The following is a 19,181-nucleotide window of genomic DNA, read 5'->3' on the forward strand; positions in this document are numbered from 1 at the left end:
CTTTATTTTATGGAGAGCGAGAGGATTCAGTATGAGTATTTTCTTAAAACGTTCATATGTGGAGAGATATGAACAATTTTCGCAACAAAATTATGAACCACTTATGATACCGAAGGATTTTCAAGTAAACGAATATAAGCAGATGAAAATTAAGGATATACAAGCGATCGAACATAGTAAGTTAGATATAATAGTCGCTACTTTTGTATGGTTGCATCATGTTAGTAATGAAAAATGTATAGTGATTCCTCATTATATGGAACAGAGTAGTTATCCGTTATGTATTACGATTTCAGAGGAACTTTCTTATGAAGAGCTAAAAGTAGAAATTAATGATCAAATTGTGCAGTTAGAAAACATGGAAGAAGTACAAAAGGTATTATTACAATATGATGAGGGAAAATGGGGGAAACCTGCAGTTACAGTCGGAAAAGAGAATAGAAATAGTCAGTTGAACTTTATTGAAGTAAAGAATAATTGCTTTGAGGTTTCTTATAATAAAATGCAATTGGAAGAAAAAACAGCGACTCGTTATATAGAGCAAATTGAGTATGTATTACAGCAAGGAATTACAAACGAGAAGCAATGTATTGTAGCTATGGATATTATTCCAGAAGAAGAGTTAGCAATATATAAAGAGATAAATCATATAGAAGTACCATATCCGAATAAGAGTATTTCCGATATGTTTTATGAAACAGTAAGGAAGTTTTCAAATTGTATAGCTTTATCTTCGTTAGAAGGAACATTAACATATGAACAACTAAATAAAAAAAGTAACCAAATCGCTCATATGTTATTACATAATGGAGTGAAACAAGGCGATTCTGTCGGTATCTTTATGAAGCGAAGTATTGATACGGTAGTAAGTTTATTAGCAATTTTAAAAACAGGCGCTTCCTATATACCAATCGATCCAGAATATCCTGCAAACCGTGTGCAGGATATTATTGAAGATAGTCAATCTAAATTAGTTTTAACGAAGGAAACGAAAATTCCGTATGAAGGTATGCAAGAGTTGTCTCTTTACGATATTGAGAAATTTCCAAATACGGATGTATGCTCATCAATTCATCTTGATGATATTGCATATATGATTTACACATCAGGTTCTACAGGAAATCCGAAAGGAACAATGTTAACGCACCGCGGAGTAGTTAATTTATGTACATGGATGCAAAGACATTATGGATTAACTGAAGAAGATGTTTTTGCACAGTTTCCATCATTTAGTTTTGATGCGTCTATTTGGGAGTTATTTGCTTCATTATTCTGTGGTGGAAATGTATATGTTTTATTAGATGAGCAAAGACTTTCAGTCGATGCTTTTGCAAATGCAATTTATAAAGAAAAGGCAACATCTATTTTAGGATTAGCTACAATTTTCTTACAACAAGTAGCAACATACCTTCCAGATGAAAGTAAATATAAGTTGGATTCATTAAAGAGAATTGCAGTTGGTGGAGAAATGCTTACTGCTGAAGTAGTGAAATTATGGCGGGAGAGAATTGGTACTCATGTTCAATTGAATAATGCATATGGTCCGACAGAATGCACAATTACAACAACTACTTATCCAATTCCAGCGGAGTTAAATGATAAATTTGCTAGTATTCCAATTGGGAAGCCAGCGGATAATTATAAAGTTTGGATATTAAATGACAATATGAAAGTTTGTCCAATTGGTATTCCGATAGAATTAGCGATGGATCAATGGGATATATATGAAAAAACAGGTGATTTTAACTACGATGTAGTGTTGGAGAATGTGTATTCTAATAGTAAACTACAGGCAGAAAACCTTGTTCGTGAAGCGATAAAAGATGGTGTACGAGGAAATATTTATCGTGTGGGTAATTTAGCATGTCATTCAGAAACAGGAATGTTCCAACAAAATATTGAAGGAAATGCATTTTATCGTCTGATTAAAGCGATGTTACTTATTGGACAAGCTCCGAAAGTAAAGTGGAAAATTGATTTTACACCAATTGATTTTGCTAGTAAATCGATTGTAACATATGTACAAGATTCACAAATAGCTGGAGAAATGTTACACATCTGTCACCCGTATCAAATTGAATTTGAACATTTTATAAAGCTAATTGAGGAATGTGGATACAATCTTGAAATGGTTCCACTCTCGCAATATATAAATATGGGGCTTATGTTATCGAAGGAAGATGAAGTAATAGCAGAGCTAATTGCTTCTCAAGTTGCAGGAGATGGAGCACAGCAATCTGAAATTGTAATGGGTACTCGTAGAACGAATGAATGGATTAAGAAAAAAGAACTGGTAGTGCCAGCGATTAATAAAGAATTTATTCAGCAATTATTAGCTCATGGTGAAGAAGTTGGATATTTTCCAAAAATAATGAAATGATATGTACGCTTTTGTTTGTTCAATAAAATAAATCATGCTACAATGAAAACGAATTAAGAACCGGGGAGCCAATTGGCTGAGAGGATGTAAGTATACATCGACCCTCAACCTGATCTGGATAATGCCAGCGTAGGGAGTTACTTTAAAGTGATGTAGCATAAGTTATTATAGAATAACTTGTATACAAGGCTTTCCTACATGGTAGGAAAGCCTTTTCTTTTTTTGAAACCATATTTTGTAAGGGGGATTTTATTATGTCACAACAAGTTACAATTTCATTTTCAGTAGTACCACAAGCGAAGAACAAAGATGTGTATTCCGTTGTTGATAAAGCAATTGAAGTTGTACAACAGTCGGGAGTTCGTTATGAAGTAGGGGCAATGGAAACAACGTTGGAAGGAGAATTAGATGTACTTCTTGACGTCATAAAACGTGCGCAACAAGCTTGCGTCGATGCTGGAGCAGAAGAAGTGATTACTTCTATTAAAATTCACTATCGTCCAAGTACGGGCGTAACGATTGACGAAAAAGTTTGGAAGTACCGTGATGAATATGCAAAACCAGAAGCGATCTAAAATAATCACAACAATTTGGCTTATCCTTCTCATTGCTATATGGGAAGGATCTGTTTCATTATTTAAAATTGAGCCGTGGATTTTACCGAAGCCGTCTGCAATTGTGCAAGAGTTAATTGGAATGAAAGATTTACTATTACCGAATACAGTGCAAACGTTACAGGAAGTAATAATTGGGTTGTTTTTTGCAATTTTACTTGGGACGAGTATTGCTATCATTATGGATGTCATCCCTTTATTTCGGATTTTAATGAATCCGTTGCTCGTTATTTCGCAAACAATTCCAATCGTTGTGCTCGCACCATTATTTATTATTTGGTTTGGATACGGAATGTTGCCAAAAGTAATGGTTGTTATTCTTGTTTGTTTCTTCCCAATTGCGCTTAGCATTTTAGAAGGTTTCCAAACGGTAGATAAAAATATGCTGAAGTTGTTACAAACGATGAAGGCGACAAAGTGGCAAATTTATCAGAAAGTAAAATTTCCAGCAGTGCTCCCGTACTTTTTCTCAGGTTTAAAAATTGCTGTTACATATAGTGTGATGGGAGCGATTATTGGGGAATGGCTTGGAGCGAGTGAAGGATTAGGGGTTATGCTCACAAGAGCGACAAAATCCTTTTTAACAGCTCGAGTATTTGGTGTTGCAGCGATTATCGTCATGGTGACATTATTCCTGTACTTTATTGTTGAATTTATGGCAAGAATAACAGCACCATGGATATACAGAAAGGGCGGCAGAAAATGAAAAAAGGTTTAAAAATTATGTTAGCTGCATTACTAGCAGTTGGTGTTGCCGGATGTAATACGGCGAAGAAAGAAGAGAATACAAGCAAAGAAAAGAAAGTGAAAGTCGTTTTAGATTGGTTCCCGAATACAAACCATACTGGTTTATACGTAGCGAAGACGAAAGATTATTATAAAAAACAAGGATTAGATGTAGAAATTATTCAACCAGGTGATAATGTTACAGCGGAACAAATGATAGCTTCAGGAAAAGCTGATTTTGCAATAAGTGCACAAGAAAATGTAACGTTAGCTCGTGTTGAAGGTATTCCTGTTGTATCTGTAGGAGCGATTATTCAGCATAATACTTCAGCTTTTGCATCACTTAAAAAAGATAATATGACGTCACCAAAAGATTTTGAAGGTAAACGTTACGGCGGCTGGGGAGGACCAGCGGAAGAGGCGACGTTAAAGACAATTATGGATAAACATCAAGCTGATTTTAATAAAGTCGAAAAAATTATTCTTGGACAAACAGACTTCTTCAAATCAATTGGCCGCGATGCAGACTTTGAATGGATTTATTACGGATGGGATGGAATTGAAGCGAAGCGTCAAGGAAAAGAGTTAAATGCAATTATGGTGAAAGACTTAGATCCAGCGCTCGATTTCTATAGTCCTGTTATTATTACAAGTGAAAAACATACGAAGCAAGATAAAGATTTTGTGAAAAAGTTCATGACTGCAACGACAGAAGGTTATGATTTTGCAATTAAAGAACCGAAAGAAGCGGCGGATATTTTAATTAAAGCTGTTCCAGATGTGAATAAAGAATTAGTACAAGAGAGCCAAAAGTGGTTAAGTACAAAGTATCAAGATGATGCAAAAGCGTGGGGAGTACAGAAGGAAGAGATTTGGACAAATTACATGAATTTCTTATATGACAACAAAGTTATTAAAAAGAAAATTGATGTAAAAGATGCCTTTACAAATGAATTCCTTCCAAGTGAAAAATGAGTGGATTACAAATAAAAGATATTGTAAAAGCTTTCGATGGAAAGAATGTATTAGAAAATATTAGTGCTTCTATACAAGAGGGAGAGTTTGTCTCTTTTGTAGGTCCGAGTGGTTGTGGGAAAAGCACATTGTTAAATATGATTGCGAGTGTTGAAGAGCCAACGAGTGGAGAAGTGTTTTATAACGAGGAGTATGTAAAAAAACAAGATGTTGTTAGTTATATGCCGCAACAAGATTTATTACTACCGTGGCGATCGGCTTTACAAAATATTGTTCTTCCATTGGAAATCGAAGGAAAGCCTAAAAAACAAAGGCTGACAGAAGGAATGGAAGCATTAAAACAGTTTGAGCTAGATGAATATGCAGACCATTATCCAGATGAGTTATCAGGTGGAATGCGTCAAAGAATTAGTTTCCTTCGCACATATTTATGTGAAAAGCCAATTATGCTGCTTGATGAGCCTTTTGGAAAATTAGATGCATTTACAAAAATGGAAGTACATAGTTGGCTTTTAAATTCTTGGCATCAAGAAAAGCAGACAATTGTTATGGTTACACATGACTTAGATGAAGCAATTTTGCTTTCTGATCGCGTATTTATTTTATCTCAAAGACCAGCATCAATTGTTGGAGAGGTACAAGTGAAATTACTTAGGCCGCGAACGATGGATATGTTAACATCTCTTGAGTTAAAGAAGGATAAGGAAGAAATTTTAAGAGTATTAGCTCCTTATATGAAAAAATAGAAAAAGTCTTTTAACAGTTTTTGGTATAATTGCTGTTAAGAGGCTTTTTTATATAGGAGGAAAAAGATGAAATCTATAGGGGAAATAGTGGATTCATTAACATCAGATAAATTGGAAGAAGGAACAAAAGAAAAAGTAGAGAATAGAATATAACAGAGTGGTTTATACTCTTAATATAACAAATGTTAAAGGAGTGAAAGGATAAAATGACTTTATCAACTGTTCTTCAAATGGTTTTAGCTTGATACGGGAGAAGTCTGCCCATTTTTAAAGATTAAGCTAAATTGAAGACAGCAGGTAAAGAACCTTAATCCTTTCTTACGATAATATGTAATGGGTAAGGTGTATTCACCTTACCCATTTTTATATGTATAACTAAATAAGGCTTTATACTGTTGTTCTCTCTATTTAGCTTATGGATCATAAGAAAAGGAGAGAAAAAAATGAGTATATTAACAGTAGAAAATGTAAGTCATTCATATGGTGAGAAAACCATTTTATATAATGCGTGCTTTCGATTATTAAAGGGCGAACATGTTGGGCTAGTAGGGAAAAATGGAATTGGAAAATCCACATTATTACGCTTATTAACAGGAGAACTTATACATGATGAGGGAAACATTGAATGGTTTCCACATGTGAAGATTGGCTTTTTACAACAGCATATAGATTTACAAGAAGGCATAACAATTGAAGAATACATGCAAAGTGCGTTTTCTAACCTGTATGAGTTGGAACGTGACATGTTAAAACTTACAGAAGAGATGGCTGGAGCAGGAGAAGTAGGAAAATTGTTAGTAAGGTATGGAGAGTTACAAACTATATTGGAGAATTCTAATTTTTATCAAATTCATACAAAAATTGAGGAAGTAGCAACCGGCTTAGGCTTGTTTGAAATAGGATTGGAAAAGGATATTTCAAAGTTAAGTGGTGGTCAGCGGACAAAGTTGTTACTTGGGAAACTCCTTTTAGAAAAAGCGGATGTTTTATTATTAGATGAGCCAACTAACTATTTAGATACGGCACATATAGAATGGTTGCAATCATATTTACGAATGTATGAAAAAGCTTATATTATCATTTCGCATGATGAAATATTTTTGAACAATATTACGAATGTTATTTATCATCTAGAGGAGCGTACAATTAATCGCTATGTAGGTGATTATAAGAGTTTTCTGCGTAATTATGAACTGCAAAAGAAACAATTACAAGCAGCATATACGAAACAGCAAAAGGAAATTGCACATTTAGAGAGTTTTATTCAAAAAAATAAAATTCGTAAAGCGAAACAAGCGAAAAGTCGTGAAAAAGTATTAGAGAAAATGCAAAAGGTTGAAAAGGTTAACGATGTATCTCGTGCTCGTTTTGATTTTAATGTTTATACTGAGCCAGTGAGTCGTATATTACAGGTAGAGAAACTAAAAATTGGTTATGGTGAACCGTTATTTCCAGAATTGGATTTTCAAGTGAAAAAAGGGGAAAAGATTGCAATTATTGGTCATAATGGGATTGGAAAAACAACAATGTTAAAAACATTACTAGGACAAATAAAACCGTTAAGCGGTTCAGTTTCTGTTGGGGAAAGAGTAAAACCCGCTTATTTTGCACAAGAGGAATTTTCCTCAGAAATAACTGCACTAGAGAGAGTATGGGCAGGAAGACCAGACATGACAAGAAAAGAAATCCGACAAGTATTAGCAAAGTGCGGATTGAAAGAAGAACATGTATTAAAACCTATTCAGTTATTAAGTGGAGGAGAACAAACAAAAGTACGATTATGCGAACTTATCGTAACTAAAAGCAATGTTTTAATTTTAGATGAACCAACTAACCATTTGGATACAGAGACTAAGACGGCTTTACAGGAATCGTTAAAACAATATAAAGGTACGGTTTTAATTGTTTCACATGAGCCATCTTTCTATGAAGCATGGATAACGAAAATATGGAATATCGAAGAATGGAACGTTTAACAGCATGAATCAAGAAAAAGCATTAGCTCTTATGAGCTAATGCTTTTTCTTTGGTTATATTTATAATAATACTAGATGCCTTTCCCTAATAGGCTACTATCTTTCTTTATATATATAGATAGTTTGAAATGGAATGGAAATGATTCCTATATGTAAAGGATAATGTGATTAGTATGGGAAGACAATAGAACTTAAAGGGAATTCATGTGAAATTCAGATGAACTTCACATAAACTTCATATTGGAAACTGAATAATATTATAATAGGTTATTATAATATTTATTTTCGATTTTTCGCAAAATTAAAAGTGTGGCGGGGGTTTTTGTGCCTTCGTCATCGATTTAGGAGAAGGGATATCGCCGTTTTTTTATGCATTAGTAATTTCATAATGATTATTTGTTTTACTACAAATTTTAACGTGCAAAATTTGTGTTCGATTATCGTTTAAATAAAGTGAAACTTGGAAAAATTGTATGAAGTCAATCTTGAATGACGTAGCAGGATGATGAAATTTTATGTAAAATAATAGTAAAAATATGTAAAGTAGTGGATAGTGTGGATGTGTTTTTGAACATTGCTGAGGAAAAAATTCGTCAAGCAATATGGAATGGTGATCTTGATAGTATTCAGGGAAAAGAAAAACCACTACAATTAGAAGATTTTTCAATGGTACCTCCAGAATTAAGAATGAGTTATAAAATCTTGAAAAATGCAGGAAGGATGCCACTAGAAATGGAAATACAAAAAGATATATTGAAAATAGAGGATTTAATCGCTTGCTGTTATGATGAGGCAGAGAGAAAAAAATTACAAGAAGAGTTAACGGTAAAAACGCTGCGCTTTCAGCAGGTAATGGAAAAGAGAAAGGTTAAAGATAGTTCAGCATTTCGTATGTATCAAGATAAGTATTTCGTAAATTACGTGAAGAGGGATAAGATGAGTAAATTTGAAACGATAGAAGAATTAGCGACATATATTGAAGAACAACAATTAGTACTCCTGTTTATTAAAACGGAAAATTGTGGTGTTTGTGATGTCATGTTAAGGAAAGTAAATTACGTATTAGAGAATTATGATCACGTAGAGAAAGTAGAGATATTACTACAAGACATGCAAGAGATTGCAGGGCGGTATTCAGTACTTACAGGGCCGACAGTTTTATTATTTTATAATGGGAAAGAAATTCTTCGTGAATCGCGCTTTATTTCACTTGAAAATATTGAGAGAGTACTTCAGTTGTTAGAAAAATAAGGGAGGTTTTTATATGGGGTTTGTTATAGCGGCATTACTATTTTGTGTTTTAATTTGGATGATTGCAGCATCAGTTAGATCAAATAAACGAAGAGTAAATCTTACTAAAAAGAGTAATACACATAGTACGTCTAACAGCTCATCACCATTATTTTTCTTTGCTGGATCTGATAGTGATAGTTCACATGATGGTGGCTCGCATGATTGCGGAGGATCTTTTGGCGGAGATAGTGGAGGTAGCTGCGGTGGTGGCGGGGATTGATGAGAATACGCCTTATATGGGCGTATTTCTTTTTAAACAAACGTTTGATTAGTTGGCTTACATGTGCTTAAAAACAGTTAAACAAACGTTTGATTAAATATCGTTGTCGGTACGCTTATGATTCAACTTGTACCAGAAAATATGATTGGCAGAGTAAATGGAACAATTTTATCACTGTTATGGGCGCCATGTTAATAGGAACTTCACTAGCTAGAGGATTGAAGGAAATGACGTCAGTAGTTATTGTATTTTGTATAGCGATGTCACTTGTTTTATTAGCAATAGGTCCGGTTTTACGTATGCAAATAAAGAAAGTAGATGTTGTTAATCGGGAGGAAATGACGAATTCATTGGTTTCGAAATAGCTATTGTAAGGGGGCAGAACTGCTCCCTTTTTCTAGGGAAATCTTTTGACAATGAAATGTACCAACTATATACTGATGTTGTAAAAATAATTTTACAGGTTAGGAGAAACGGTGTGAAAAATCAAATCTATGAATTACGCACTGAAAATAATATTTCACAAGGTGCATTAGCTGATAAGTGTAACGTATCAAGACAGACGATAAATGCAATTGAGAATAATAAGTATGATCCAAGCTTAGCGCTAGCATTCCGGTTAGCGGAAGTATTAGGAACAACTGTCGATAAACTATTTTTGTACAAGCTGTAGAGTCTTTAATCGTACAACGTTATCGTTAAAAATAAAGGGAAAGATCCTCTTCGCGTTTGAAGAGGATCTTTTTCTTATATTGTTTTAGTTTTCGGATTAGGTGGTGTAACAGACGTATCATTTTCAGGTACTCTAGTTAATAAGAATCCACCGATAATAAATAGGACAATAATACTAAGGACACCAGCGTTCGTTTTTCCTGTTAATTGTGTTGTGACACCTACTAATACTGGACCCATAATTGCCGCGAATTTACCAAAGATATTATAAAATCCGAAGAATTCATTTGCAGATTCTTTCGGCACTAGTTTTGCGAAATAAGAACGGCTAAGTGCTTGAATCCCGCCCTGAGAAGTAGCAACCAGCATTGCTAAAATCCAGAAATCTAGTGTCGTTTTTAAGAAATAAGCATATATGCAAATAATGATATAAATAATAATACCGACATATAGCATTTTTTTACCGGCAAATGTTTCTGATAGTTTTCCATATAATAAAGCGAATGGACAAGCGACAATTTGTGTTACAAATAAGATGATTAATAGATTGGTTGCACTAATACCGAGATCTGTTCCGTAAGCAGTAGACATAGTAATAATTGTATCTACCCCGTCAATGTAGAAAAAGTAAGCTATTAGGAACATAAATACAGTTTTATATTCTTTAATATTTTTAAAAGTATTAGCAAGGCGCTTGAAGCTCATTGCAATTGGTCTTGGATGACGTTCAATATAGTGTGTTTGCTCTACATTTTTTAGCATTGGTATCGTAAATAGTCCCCACCAAAGAGCTGTTATTGCAAAGGAAATTTGACTAGCAATTCCGACCGATAGGGGGATAGTTCCTTTTTGAGCAAGAATGATAAGAGCAATACAACCGATAAAAGGAATTGTGCTCCCAATATAACCTAATGCAAAGCCTCTTGTAGAAATTCGGTCCATTCTATCTTTAGATGTAACATCTATTAAAAATGCATCATAAAAAATATTTGCTCCAGCAAAGCCGACTAATGCGAGCATATAGCATCCTAGTAATAAGTACCACTGAGATGTTGGAACAACTGCTAGCATACTTGTAAATACGATACCGAGTCCAAAGAAGAATGTGAAAAATCGTTTTTTAAATCCCTTATAATCAGCAACTGTGCCGAGAATAGGAGCGAGTATAGAAATTAAAAGTGTAGCGAACGAGTTTGCATATCCCCAATAGGCTGTTGAAGTTGCACCAGATAGTCCAGCTTCTTTTGCAGCTGCTTTAAAGTAAATTGGAAATAATGCAGTTGTAATGACGAGCGAATATACCGAGTTAGCCCAATCATATAATATCCAGCTTTTTTCTTGTCTGGACATTTTTTTCATATAATGTTCCCCCTTAAATTTGTTCTACTAACAGTGTACAAAAATAAAAATTGTAAAAAGAGAAACAAGGATGATTTTTACATAACTTTTACATATATACACAGTTCTTTACAATTGAAGCAAATCCTCTACAATTGCTCCGTCTGTTTCACCTAAGTGCAAACCGAGTAATCTAGCAATAGTCGGGCCTTCATCAATAAGTCTCATATACGGGACTGTAACACCACTTTGAATGCCTTTCCCAGCAGCTATAAAAATTGTTTCATAGTTAGGTTTTGTTGGAGAATATCCGTGTGTTCCAAATGTATATTTCTTACTAGAAGTAACATCTTTTTTAGTAATTTCTTTTATGAAATCCCCTGTATAATTTTCAATGAAGTAATAACCTTCCATGGCTTCTAGCATAAATAAGCAATTACCATCAGCACCACGTTCTTTTGCATCTTCATCGTGCAGAATAAATTCAATTCCATTTTGTTTATCCTGAAGAAGCTCTTCAAGAAGAAGTTGAATCTCTTTAATCGTTTCAGTATCATTTTTATCTTTTACATGTACGTAGGCAGATCCATCACAGCTTTGGCAATAGGCTTTCCAATCTAGTAACTTTCCACTTTTATTTACGGATATAAGTCCTTTTTGACGAAATAGGACATTTAATTGGATTGCTTTATTTTCACTTAAAGCGCTATGGTCACCAAGTGCAATAATTGTACTCTCTTCGTATAGCCCGCTTTCTTTTAATGCATGAATAATTTTTCCAAGGCGTTCGTCGTGTCTATGGATTGCAGCTACTGTTTCCTCGGACTCGAAGCCATGGTAATGTCTTTGAGTGTCTAAATCAGTAAAATGTACAAACATAACATTAGGCTTTTTCGTATGGATTGTATGTACGGCAGAAGCAAGGACGAAATCATCAAGCTCAGGCTGTGATAATCCATTTCGTATATGGCCGAAACGACGATTTAAATCTAATTGATATAGCGGGCTACCGCTAAATAATGAAACTAAAATTTGATTTTGCCACGGTCTATTTGGAAAAATTTCTGGTAAATTGTAATTGATATTTGCTCTTCCAGTAACAGGCCATAGAAGGGCTGCTGTCGTTAAATTTGCTTTGCGTGCTTCATCATATAAAGTTGTTCCTTTAATGGACTTTCGATACCAATGCCAATCTGGTGACTCACGTCCTGGTTGAAGTAATGTATTGCTGACAACGCCATGCTTATTAGGATAATTACCGGTTACGATTGTTGAGTGGCTTGGATATGTTACAGAAGGATAAATTGGCTCCACTTTTTTCGCAATCGCGCCCTTTTTTATTAAAGTTTGGAAATTAGGTAGTTTTTGTAATATAGGAAAATCTAAAGCTGATAAGCAGTCGAAAGATAAAATAATGACGTGATTTGTTAATGCTTTATCCATAAAGTTTCCCTCCTGATTATATAAAACCTATTCTTATATATTACTATTAATACCTGGTAATAAAAATATATTTTTGAATAAAATTCTATTGTTTATTTTCAGAAAAATTAAACATATAATAAGTATAAGGGAATGAATGGAAGGAGGGAATACTGTGGATTGGTTAGATGGATTTGGTATCTTTTACATCATTGGTGGAGTCACGATTTTCCTTGTATTTTTTATGTCATATTTACTAAAGAAACGTTTTCCAGACAAACAGTTTGATATTATATTTGCACTTAGTTTAGTACTTCTTTGTTTAGCTTTCTTTCCTGTAACAATGATTGCTATTGGTGGATGGGAAGGAATGGGATATGGATTTATTTGTTTCTTCGTTTTAATTGGTACACTTATTGGTATGGTTGCTCATCAACTTGTAAAAATAGTTCGGAAAAGTTATGTATAAAACAGTAAGAATTGAAAAGAATGTATAAAAAAAAAGAAAATTCACTCTTGTTTTGGAGTGGAATTTATATTATGATATTCAACAAATTTATTTCGTTATAACGATGAAAAAGGAATAGTACATGTCTTACCTTTTTGCAGAGAGAGAATCCTTTTGGCTGGAAGATTCTTAAAAGACGATATGGAACCTACCTTTGAGTTCTGCATATGCAGCGGGAAATTCCCGTTATCAAAAAGAGAGCATACTCAATTTTTTTGTGTATGAATCAGGGTGGTAACGCCGACAAAGCTCGGTCCCTATTTGGGGACGCGGGCTTTTTCTATTTTCTAAAGGAGGAAGAATGACTATGGTAAAAGAACAAGTACAAGCCATTACGAAGATGGAAGAAGACTTTGCTCAGTGGTATACCGATATTGTAAAAAAAGCGGAGCTTGTTGATTATTCAAGTGTGAAAGGTTGTATGATTTTACGTCCATACGGTTATGCATTATGGGAAAATATGCAGAAAGTGATGGATGAAAAATTAAAAGAATCTGGTCATGAAAATGTGTACATGCCAATGTTTATTCCAGAGAGTTTATTACAAAAAGAGAAAGATCATGTTGAAGGATTTGCTCCTGAAGTAGCATGGGTTACTCATGGTGGGGATGAAAAGTTAGCGGAAAGGCTTTGTGTACGCCCTACATCTGAAACTTTGTTCTGTGAGCATTTTTCAAAAATTGTTCAATCATATAATGATTTACCAAAGTTATATAATCAGTGGTGTTCAGTAGTTCGTTGGGAGAAGACGACGAGACCATTCCTTCGTACAACTGAATTTTTATGGCAAGAAGGTCATACGATTCATGAAACGGCAGAAGAATCTCAAATTGAAACATTAAATATTTTAAATCTATATGCTGCTTTTTGTGAAGAGTATTTAGCGATTCCGGTTATTAAAGGGCAAAAAACAGAAAAAGAAAAGTTTGCAGGAGCGAAGGCAACTTATACGATTGAAAGTTTAATGCATGATGGAAAAGCACTTCAAACAGGAACATCTCATAACTTTGGAACGAATTTCTCTGAAGCATTTGATATTAAGTTTTTAGATCGTAACGGTAAGTGGCAATATGTACACCAAACTTCGTGGGGTGTATCAACGAGAATGATAGGTGGACTTATTATGGTCCATAGCGATAATAACGGACTTGTAATGCCGCCAAAAGTCGCTCCAGTACAAGTTGTTATTGTACCTATTGCTCAGCATAAAGAAGGTGTGTTAGAAAAAGCAACAGAGTTACAAGGACGTATTCAGAAGGTTGCGCGTGTAAAAATAGATGCTAGCAATAAAACACCGGGCTGGAAATTTAATGAGTATGAAATGAAGGGAATTCCAATTCGATTAGAAGTTGGTCCAAAGGATATTGAAAAGAATCAAGTTGTACTTGTAAGGCGAGATACGAAAGAAAAAGAATTTATAGCAATGGATCAATTAGAAGAACGTATTCCATCATTACTTGAGGAAATTCATCATTCTTTATTTAATAAAGCAAAAGTATTTCGCGATGAGAATACGTGTAGTGTGACGAATTTCGAAGAGATGAAAAAAGCAGCTGATGAAAAGCAAGGGTTTATTAAGGCGATGTGGTGTGGAGAACTAGCTTGTGAAGAGAAACTAAAAGAAGAAGTTGGAGTATCTTCACGCTGTATGCCTTTTGAACAAGAACATTTAGCTGACGAATGTATTTGCTGTAGTAAAGAAGCAAAGCACATGGTCTATTGGGGAAAAGCATATTAATACTCTTTCTGATAGATGCCAAAAGGACTTTGGGTTGCATAATAAACTGCAATCCAAAGTCCTTTTTAGTTTTATATTGGTTTCATGTATTTTTTAGATGGAAGGATGTTGGTCTTTATTTTGCATTTTTACGGCGAATAAACAATAACATACCAATTAGGAATGTTGAAAGTCCCATTAAAATAGATGCAGGATAATGCGCTGCAGTAGTAGGTAACTTATCACCTTGTTTTGTCGCATTATCTTTTACGTTACCACCTTGTGAACTGCTATCACCTTTAACTCGATTGCCCTCTTGAGAGCCTTTGCCATCTTGCGAACTGCTATCGCCCTTAACTCGATTGCCACCAGAACCACTGCCATCAGAACCGTTGCCACCAGAACCGTTGCCACCAGAACCGTTGCCACCAGAACCACTGCCATCAGAACCGTTGCCACCAGAACCGTTACCACCGGAACCGTTACCACCGGAACCGTTGCCACCAGAACCGTTACCACCGGAACCGTTGCCACCAGAACCACCGGAACCGTTGCCACCAGAACCACTGCCATCACCGTTTACCACCAGAACATTGCCACCGAACCGTTGCCACCAGAACCGTTGCCACCAGAACCGTTGCCACCAGAACCGTTTGCCACCAGAACCGTTGCCACCAGCGTTGCCACCAGAACCGTTGCCACCAGAACCACTGCCATCAGAGCCGCTACCGCCAGAATCAGAACCGTTGCCACCAGAACCACTGCCAGAGCCGCTACCGCCAGAACCGTTGCCACCAACCGTTGCCACCAGAACCGTTGCCACCAGACCAGCCACCAGAACCGTTGCCACCGTTGAACCGTTACCACCAGAACCGTTGCCATCAGAACCGTTGCCACCAGAACCACTGCCATCAGAACCGTTGCCACCAGAACCGTTGCCACCAGAACCGTTGCCACCAGAACCGTTGCCACCAGAACCACTGCCATCAGAGCCGCTACCGCCAGAACCGTTGCCACCAGAACCGTTGCCACCAGAACCACTGCCATCAGAGCCGCTACCGCCAGAACCGTTGCCACCAGAGCCGTTGCCACCAGAGCCGCTACCGCCAGAACCGTTGCCACCAGAGCCGCTACCGCCAGAACCGTTGCCACCAGAACCGTTGCCACCAGAGCCGTTGCCGTCAGAACCGTTGCCACCAGAACCACTGCCATCAGAGCCGCTACCGCCAGAACCGTTGCCACCAGAGCCATTGCCGCCAGAACCACTATCGTCCTGAGAACCGTTGCTTCCTGGAGGTTTATTATTATCTTTTGAGTTTCCTTCTGCTAAATGATCACTGTTTTGTACAATAGCGTTTGTTATTGGATTGAAATTTTCAGTTGCAGCACTACCAATATTTAAGCCGCTAAAAAAGGATAAAGAAAGTGTTGATGCTAAAATGAAGATTTTTGTCATTGTTTTCCTCCTGAAGAAAAAATTATTGTTCCATCTAAAATACACCCCTTCGTAATATTTCATAGGAAAAAGAGTTTTATGCAAAAAAAACTATATATAGAAAAAGGTGGTGTATTTCTAAAGGGAGAAAAGAGTTAATGTAAATTTTTTGCAAATAGTAGAGTGATGGAGAATTTATACTCATAACAGTAGAGGAAGTGGCAACGGATGAAAGAATATATTGCATTTGATATTGGTGGTACGCAAATTAAATATGGAATTGTTTCAGAAATAGGGGTAGTACTAATGCATAAAAAGGTCCCAACAGAAATTCACTTGGGCGGGGAACAAATTGTTCAAAAGCTTATATATTTATCAAAAAAGTTAATGACTGAACATACTATTTCCGGAATTGGTATTAGTACAGCGGGAATTGTTGATATTGATAAAGGAGTGATAACGGGAGGTGTGGATCATATTCCGCGTTATGCTAATATTTCTATTGTTGAGAGATTACAAGAAGCATTAAAAGTTCCTGTATCTATTGAAAAAGATGTTAATTGTGCAGCCTTAGGCGAGAAATGGAAAGGTACAGGGAGGGGAGAAAGCGATTTTATTATGCTTACGCTTGGAACGGGCATTGGTGGAGCAATTGTTATAAATGGGGAGTTATACCGTGGACATTCGTTTGGCGCTGGGGAATGGGGGAACATGTTAATAGAAGGGAATACTTTTGAGGAGGTTGCCTCAATTTCGGGATTAATTCATCTTGTACGAAGATATAAAGGTGAAAAGGAGTGGGATGGTAAAACAATTTTCGAATTATATGATAAGGGTGATAGCGGTGTTACTCAAGCCGTGAAGATTTTCTTTAAACATTTGACGATTGGAATTAGTAACCTTGCTTATATTTTTAATCCGAAAATAATTATTATTGGTGGGGGAATTACTGAAAGAGGAGATGATTTCTTAAATGAAGTGAAGAAAGAGATAGGAACATACTTAAATCAAGAGATTTATAGTAATTGTGAGATTAAACTTGCACAAAGCGGCAATTGTGCAGGAATGATTGGTTCTATTTACCACTTATTACATCAGTATAAATAAATATAGTATCTGTTTTCATATAATTGAGAATTTATCCTTTTTCTCATTAGATAAATAATGCTACAATATAAGAGGAGAATACAATGTTTTCCGATTTGGAAAATGCTTTGTAGAAAGGAAGAAACTTCATGCCTATTATTTTAGAAAAAGGACAAAAGATTGATTTAACGAAAGGACAACCGAGAGTAGCGAAACTGCAGGTTGGCTTAGGCTGGGATCCAATTGGGCAATCAGGTGGGTTTCTGTCTTCTTTATTTGGAAGTAAACCAAGTGTAGATTGTGATGCATCTGTTGTTATGTTAGAAGGGGATCGTTTTTTAAACAAAAATGATCTAGTTTACTTCGGCAACAAACTTTCTACTTGTGGTAGTATCATTCATTCAGGAGATAATTTAACAGGCGAAGGCGCTGGTGACGACGAAACAATTTTCGTAGAATTACATAAAGTTCCGAGCCGTATTAATCGTTTAGTATTCGTTGTAAATATTTACGACTGTGTAAATCGTCGTCAAGATTTTGGGATGATTCGCAATGCATATATTCGTATTCAAAACCCACAAACAGGTGAAGAATTAGCACGTTATAACTTGTCAGATAATTACGCTGGCAAAATGACTTTAATTGCAGGGGAAATGTATCGAGACGGAAACGAATGGAAGTTTTCAGCAGTTGGAGAAGGAACACAAGATAAAAACTTAAGTGAGATTGTATCACGTTACCAATAAAATAAACCAAGGAGGAATCGTATATGGCATCAATTTCATTGAAAAAAGGACAAAAGGTAGACTTAACAAAAACAAATCCAGGTCTTTCGAAAGTTCTTGTAGGACTTGGTTGGGATACGAATCGTTATGACGGACAAAACGATTTCGATTTAGATGTTAGTATCTTCTTAGTAGGTGCTAACGGTAAAGTTTCAGGAGCAGAGGATTTCGTCTTCTATAATAATCCAAAAGGTGCGAATGGTGCTGTAGAGCATTTAGGAGATAACCGTACAGGTGAAGGTGAAGGCGACGATGAAACAATTAAAATAGACTTAAAAAATGTTCCTGCACATATCGAACGTATTTGCTTCGCAATCACAATTTATGATGGAGAAGGCCGTAGCCAAAACTTCGGACAAGTTTCTAACTCTTTCGTACGCATTCTGGATGAAGAAAAGAATGCAGAATTAATTCGTTACGATTTAGGAGAAGATTTCTCTATTGAAACAGCTGTAGTAGTAAGCGAATTATACCGTCACGCAGGTGAATGGAAATTCAATGCAATCGGAAGTGGATTCCAAGGTGGATTAGGTTCTCTATGTAATAACTTTGGTTTAGATGTAGAGTAATAGATTTATATATCCATCAGTGAAACGCGTATTTACTGATGGATATATTTTTTGAAATTAAAATATAGAGGTGAATATATATGGTTATTCAATTGCAAAAAGGACAGAAAATTGATTTAGCTAAAACAAGCCCAGGTTTATCAAGAGCAGTAATTGGTCTTGGATGGGATATTAAATCTTATGATGGTGGATCTGATTTCGATTTAGATGCATCTGCCTTTTTATTAGATGCGAACGGGAAATGTACGAAGGAAACTGATTTTATTTTCTATAATAATTTACAGTCTCCTTGTGAATCAGTTTTACATACAGGAGATAACCGTACAGGTGCAGGTGACGGCGATGATGAGCAACTTGTTGTCGATTTGAAAAAGGTTCCAGCAGATGTTCATAAAATTGCTATTACAGTTACAATTTATGATGGTGAAGGCCGTAATCAAAACTTTGGACAGGTTGCAAATGCATTCGTTCGTTTAGCAAATGAAGAAACAAACGAAGAAGTTCTTCGTTTTGATTTAGGGGAAGATTTCTCCATTGAAACAGCAGTTGTCTTTTGTGAATTATATCGTCATAATGGACAGTGGAAGTTTAGTGCAGTAGGAAGCGGATTCCAAGGTGGATTAGGTGCGCTTGTAAAAGCGTATGGCTTGGATGCATAAGAAGGGAAACGGCATTCGTTTCCTTTTTTTGACCTTTCTATAAATCTAGCAAAGAATAGG

17 protein-coding genes, 4 pseudogenes, 1 riboswitch and 1 other annotated feature are annotated in these 19,181 nt (G+C 35.8%); of the genes and pseudogenes, 17 read left to right on the top strand and 4 right to left on the bottom strand.

All coding sequences use genetic code 11. From position 1 onward, the window contains the following. Nucleotides 1-31 precede the first annotated feature (31 nt). From MHI07_RS02095 to MHI07_RS02145, 11 genes and pseudogenes are all read left to right on the top strand, one after another. A complete protein-coding gene (locus tag MHI07_RS02095; RefSeq protein ID WP_340821696.1) occupies nt 32-2,380 on the top strand; it encodes an AMP-binding protein in 2,349 nt (782 codons plus the stop codon). Nucleotides 2,381-2,431: 51 nt separating this feature from the next. Then, a riboswitch (TPP riboswitch) is annotated at nt 2,432-2,533 on the top strand. Between the two features lie 101 nt (nt 2,534-2,634). Further along, nucleotides 2,635-2,955, top strand: coding sequence for an MTH1187 family thiamine-binding protein (locus MHI07_RS02100; protein ID WP_000082898.1), 321 nt, complete (start codon nt 2,635-2,637; stop codon nt 2,953-2,955). Further along, complete coding sequence (locus MHI07_RS02105) at nt 2,927-3,700, top strand: ABC transporter permease (RefSeq protein ID WP_002113653.1); 774 nt, start codon at nt 2,927-2,929, stop codon at nt 3,698-3,700. Before MHI07_RS02100 ends, MHI07_RS02105 begins: the two co-directional genes overlap by 29 nt. Beyond that, a complete protein-coding gene (locus tag MHI07_RS02110; RefSeq protein ID WP_002159432.1) occupies nt 3,697-4,695 on the top strand; it encodes an ABC transporter substrate-binding protein in 999 nt (332 codons plus the stop codon). Before MHI07_RS02105 ends, MHI07_RS02110 begins: the two co-directional genes overlap by 4 nt. Then, nucleotides 4,692-5,441 carry an ABC transporter ATP-binding protein gene (locus tag MHI07_RS02115; RefSeq protein ID WP_002159430.1) on the top strand — a complete coding sequence of 250 codons (750 nt, stop codon included), beginning with the start codon at nt 4,692-4,694 and terminating at the stop codon, nt 5,439-5,441. The genes MHI07_RS02110 and MHI07_RS02115 overlap by 4 nt, the downstream gene beginning before the upstream one ends. A 443-nt stretch (nt 5,442-5,884) precedes the next feature. Beyond that, the gene (locus MHI07_RS02120) at nt 5,885-7,417 is read left to right on the top strand and encodes an ABC-F family ATP-binding cassette domain-containing protein (RefSeq protein ID WP_002159429.1); all 1,533 of its coding nucleotides are present in this window, start codon (nt 5,885-5,887) and stop codon (nt 7,415-7,417) included. 555 nt (nt 7,418-7,972) lie between these two features. Further along, nucleotides 7,973-8,352, top strand: a pseudogene (locus tag MHI07_RS02125) (DnaJ family domain-containing protein). Between the two features lies 1 nt (nt 8,353). Beyond that, nucleotides 8,354-8,668: a thioredoxin family protein gene (locus MHI07_RS02130; protein WP_002113668.1), complete on the top strand. Its 315-nt coding sequence runs from the start codon at nt 8,354-8,356 to the stop codon at nt 8,666-8,668. 13 nt (nt 8,669-8,681) lie between these two features. After that, a complete protein-coding gene (locus tag MHI07_RS02135) occupies nt 8,682-8,930 on the top strand; it encodes a hypothetical protein (protein WP_002113671.1) in 249 nt (82 codons plus the stop codon). A gap of 93 nt (nt 8,931-9,023) precedes the next feature. Continuing rightward, nucleotides 9,024-9,295 (top strand): annotated as a pseudogene (locus MHI07_RS02140) (MFS transporter); the annotation flags it as partial. Between the two features lie 56 nt (nt 9,296-9,351). Beyond that, complete coding sequence (locus MHI07_RS02145; protein WP_078173516.1) at nt 9,352-9,603, top strand: helix-turn-helix transcriptional regulator; 252 nt, start codon at nt 9,352-9,354, stop codon at nt 9,601-9,603. Nucleotides 9,604-9,677: 74 nt separating this feature from the next. Here MHI07_RS02145 and MHI07_RS02150 read toward each other — a convergent pair whose 3' ends face one another. Beyond that, nucleotides 9,678-10,961 carry an MFS transporter gene (locus MHI07_RS02150; protein WP_002159426.1) on the bottom strand — a complete coding sequence of 428 codons (1,284 nt, stop codon included), beginning with the start codon at nt 10,959-10,961 and terminating at the stop codon, nt 9,678-9,680. A 108-nt stretch (nt 10,962-11,069) separates the two neighbouring features. Then, entirely contained in the window at nt 11,070-12,383 is a 1,314-nt protein-coding gene (locus tag MHI07_RS02155; RefSeq protein ID WP_340821703.1) for an alkaline phosphatase family protein, read from the bottom strand. Nucleotides 12,384-12,537: 154 nt separating this feature from the next. Between MHI07_RS02155 and MHI07_RS02160 the strand changes: the two genes are divergently transcribed. Next, nucleotides 12,538-12,831 (top strand): YesK-like family protein, encoded by a 294-nt coding sequence (locus MHI07_RS02160; protein WP_033710499.1) that lies wholly within the window; start codon nt 12,538-12,540, stop codon nt 12,829-12,831. Nucleotides 12,832-12,925: 94 nt separating this feature from the next. Further along, nucleotides 12,926-13,132, top strand: a binding site (T-box leader). A gap of 45 nt (nt 13,133-13,177) precedes the next feature. Next, nucleotides 13,178-14,608 (top strand): proline--tRNA ligase, encoded by a 1,431-nt coding sequence (gene proS / locus MHI07_RS02165; RefSeq protein ID WP_215572913.1) that lies wholly within the window; start codon nt 13,178-13,180, stop codon nt 14,606-14,608. Nucleotides 14,609-14,723: 115 nt separating this feature from the next. Here the strand turns inward: proS and MHI07_RS29340 are convergent. Both MHI07_RS29340 and MHI07_RS29345 read right to left on the bottom strand, forming a co-directional pair. Beyond that, nucleotides 14,724-15,188: pseudogene (locus tag MHI07_RS29340) on the bottom strand (LPXTG cell wall anchor domain-containing protein); the annotation flags it as partial. A gap of 78 nt (nt 15,189-15,266) precedes the next feature. Beyond that, a pseudogene (locus MHI07_RS29345) lies at nt 15,267-16,043 on the bottom strand (cell wall anchor protein); the annotation flags it as partial. A 207-nt stretch (nt 16,044-16,250) separates the two neighbouring features. Here MHI07_RS29345 and MHI07_RS02175 point away from each other — a divergent pair. From MHI07_RS02175 to MHI07_RS02190, 4 genes are all read left to right on the top strand, one after another. Beyond that, a complete protein-coding gene (locus MHI07_RS02175) occupies nt 16,251-17,129 on the top strand; it encodes an ROK family protein (protein WP_340821708.1) in 879 nt (292 codons plus the stop codon). A 128-nt stretch (nt 17,130-17,257) separates the two neighbouring features. Beyond that, a complete protein-coding gene (locus tag MHI07_RS02180) occupies nt 17,258-17,854 on the top strand; it encodes a TerD family protein (protein ID WP_002029589.1) in 597 nt (198 codons plus the stop codon). Between the two features lie 23 nt (nt 17,855-17,877). Continuing rightward, nucleotides 17,878-18,462, top strand: coding sequence for a TerD family protein (locus MHI07_RS02185; protein WP_002113699.1), 585 nt, complete (start codon nt 17,878-17,880; stop codon nt 18,460-18,462). An 80-nt stretch (nt 18,463-18,542) separates the two neighbouring features. After that, nucleotides 18,543-19,121, top strand: a complete 579-nt coding sequence (locus MHI07_RS02190; protein ID WP_002091197.1) for a TerD family protein — start codon at nt 18,543-18,545, stop codon at nt 19,119-19,121. The last annotated feature ends 60 nt before the right edge of the window (nt 19,122-19,181 follow it).

It is taken from the genome of Bacillus sp. FSL H8-0545 (assembly GCF_038006105.1).
Lineage (GTDB): Bacteria > Bacillota > Bacilli > Bacillales > Bacillaceae_G > Bacillus_A > Bacillus_A cereus_U.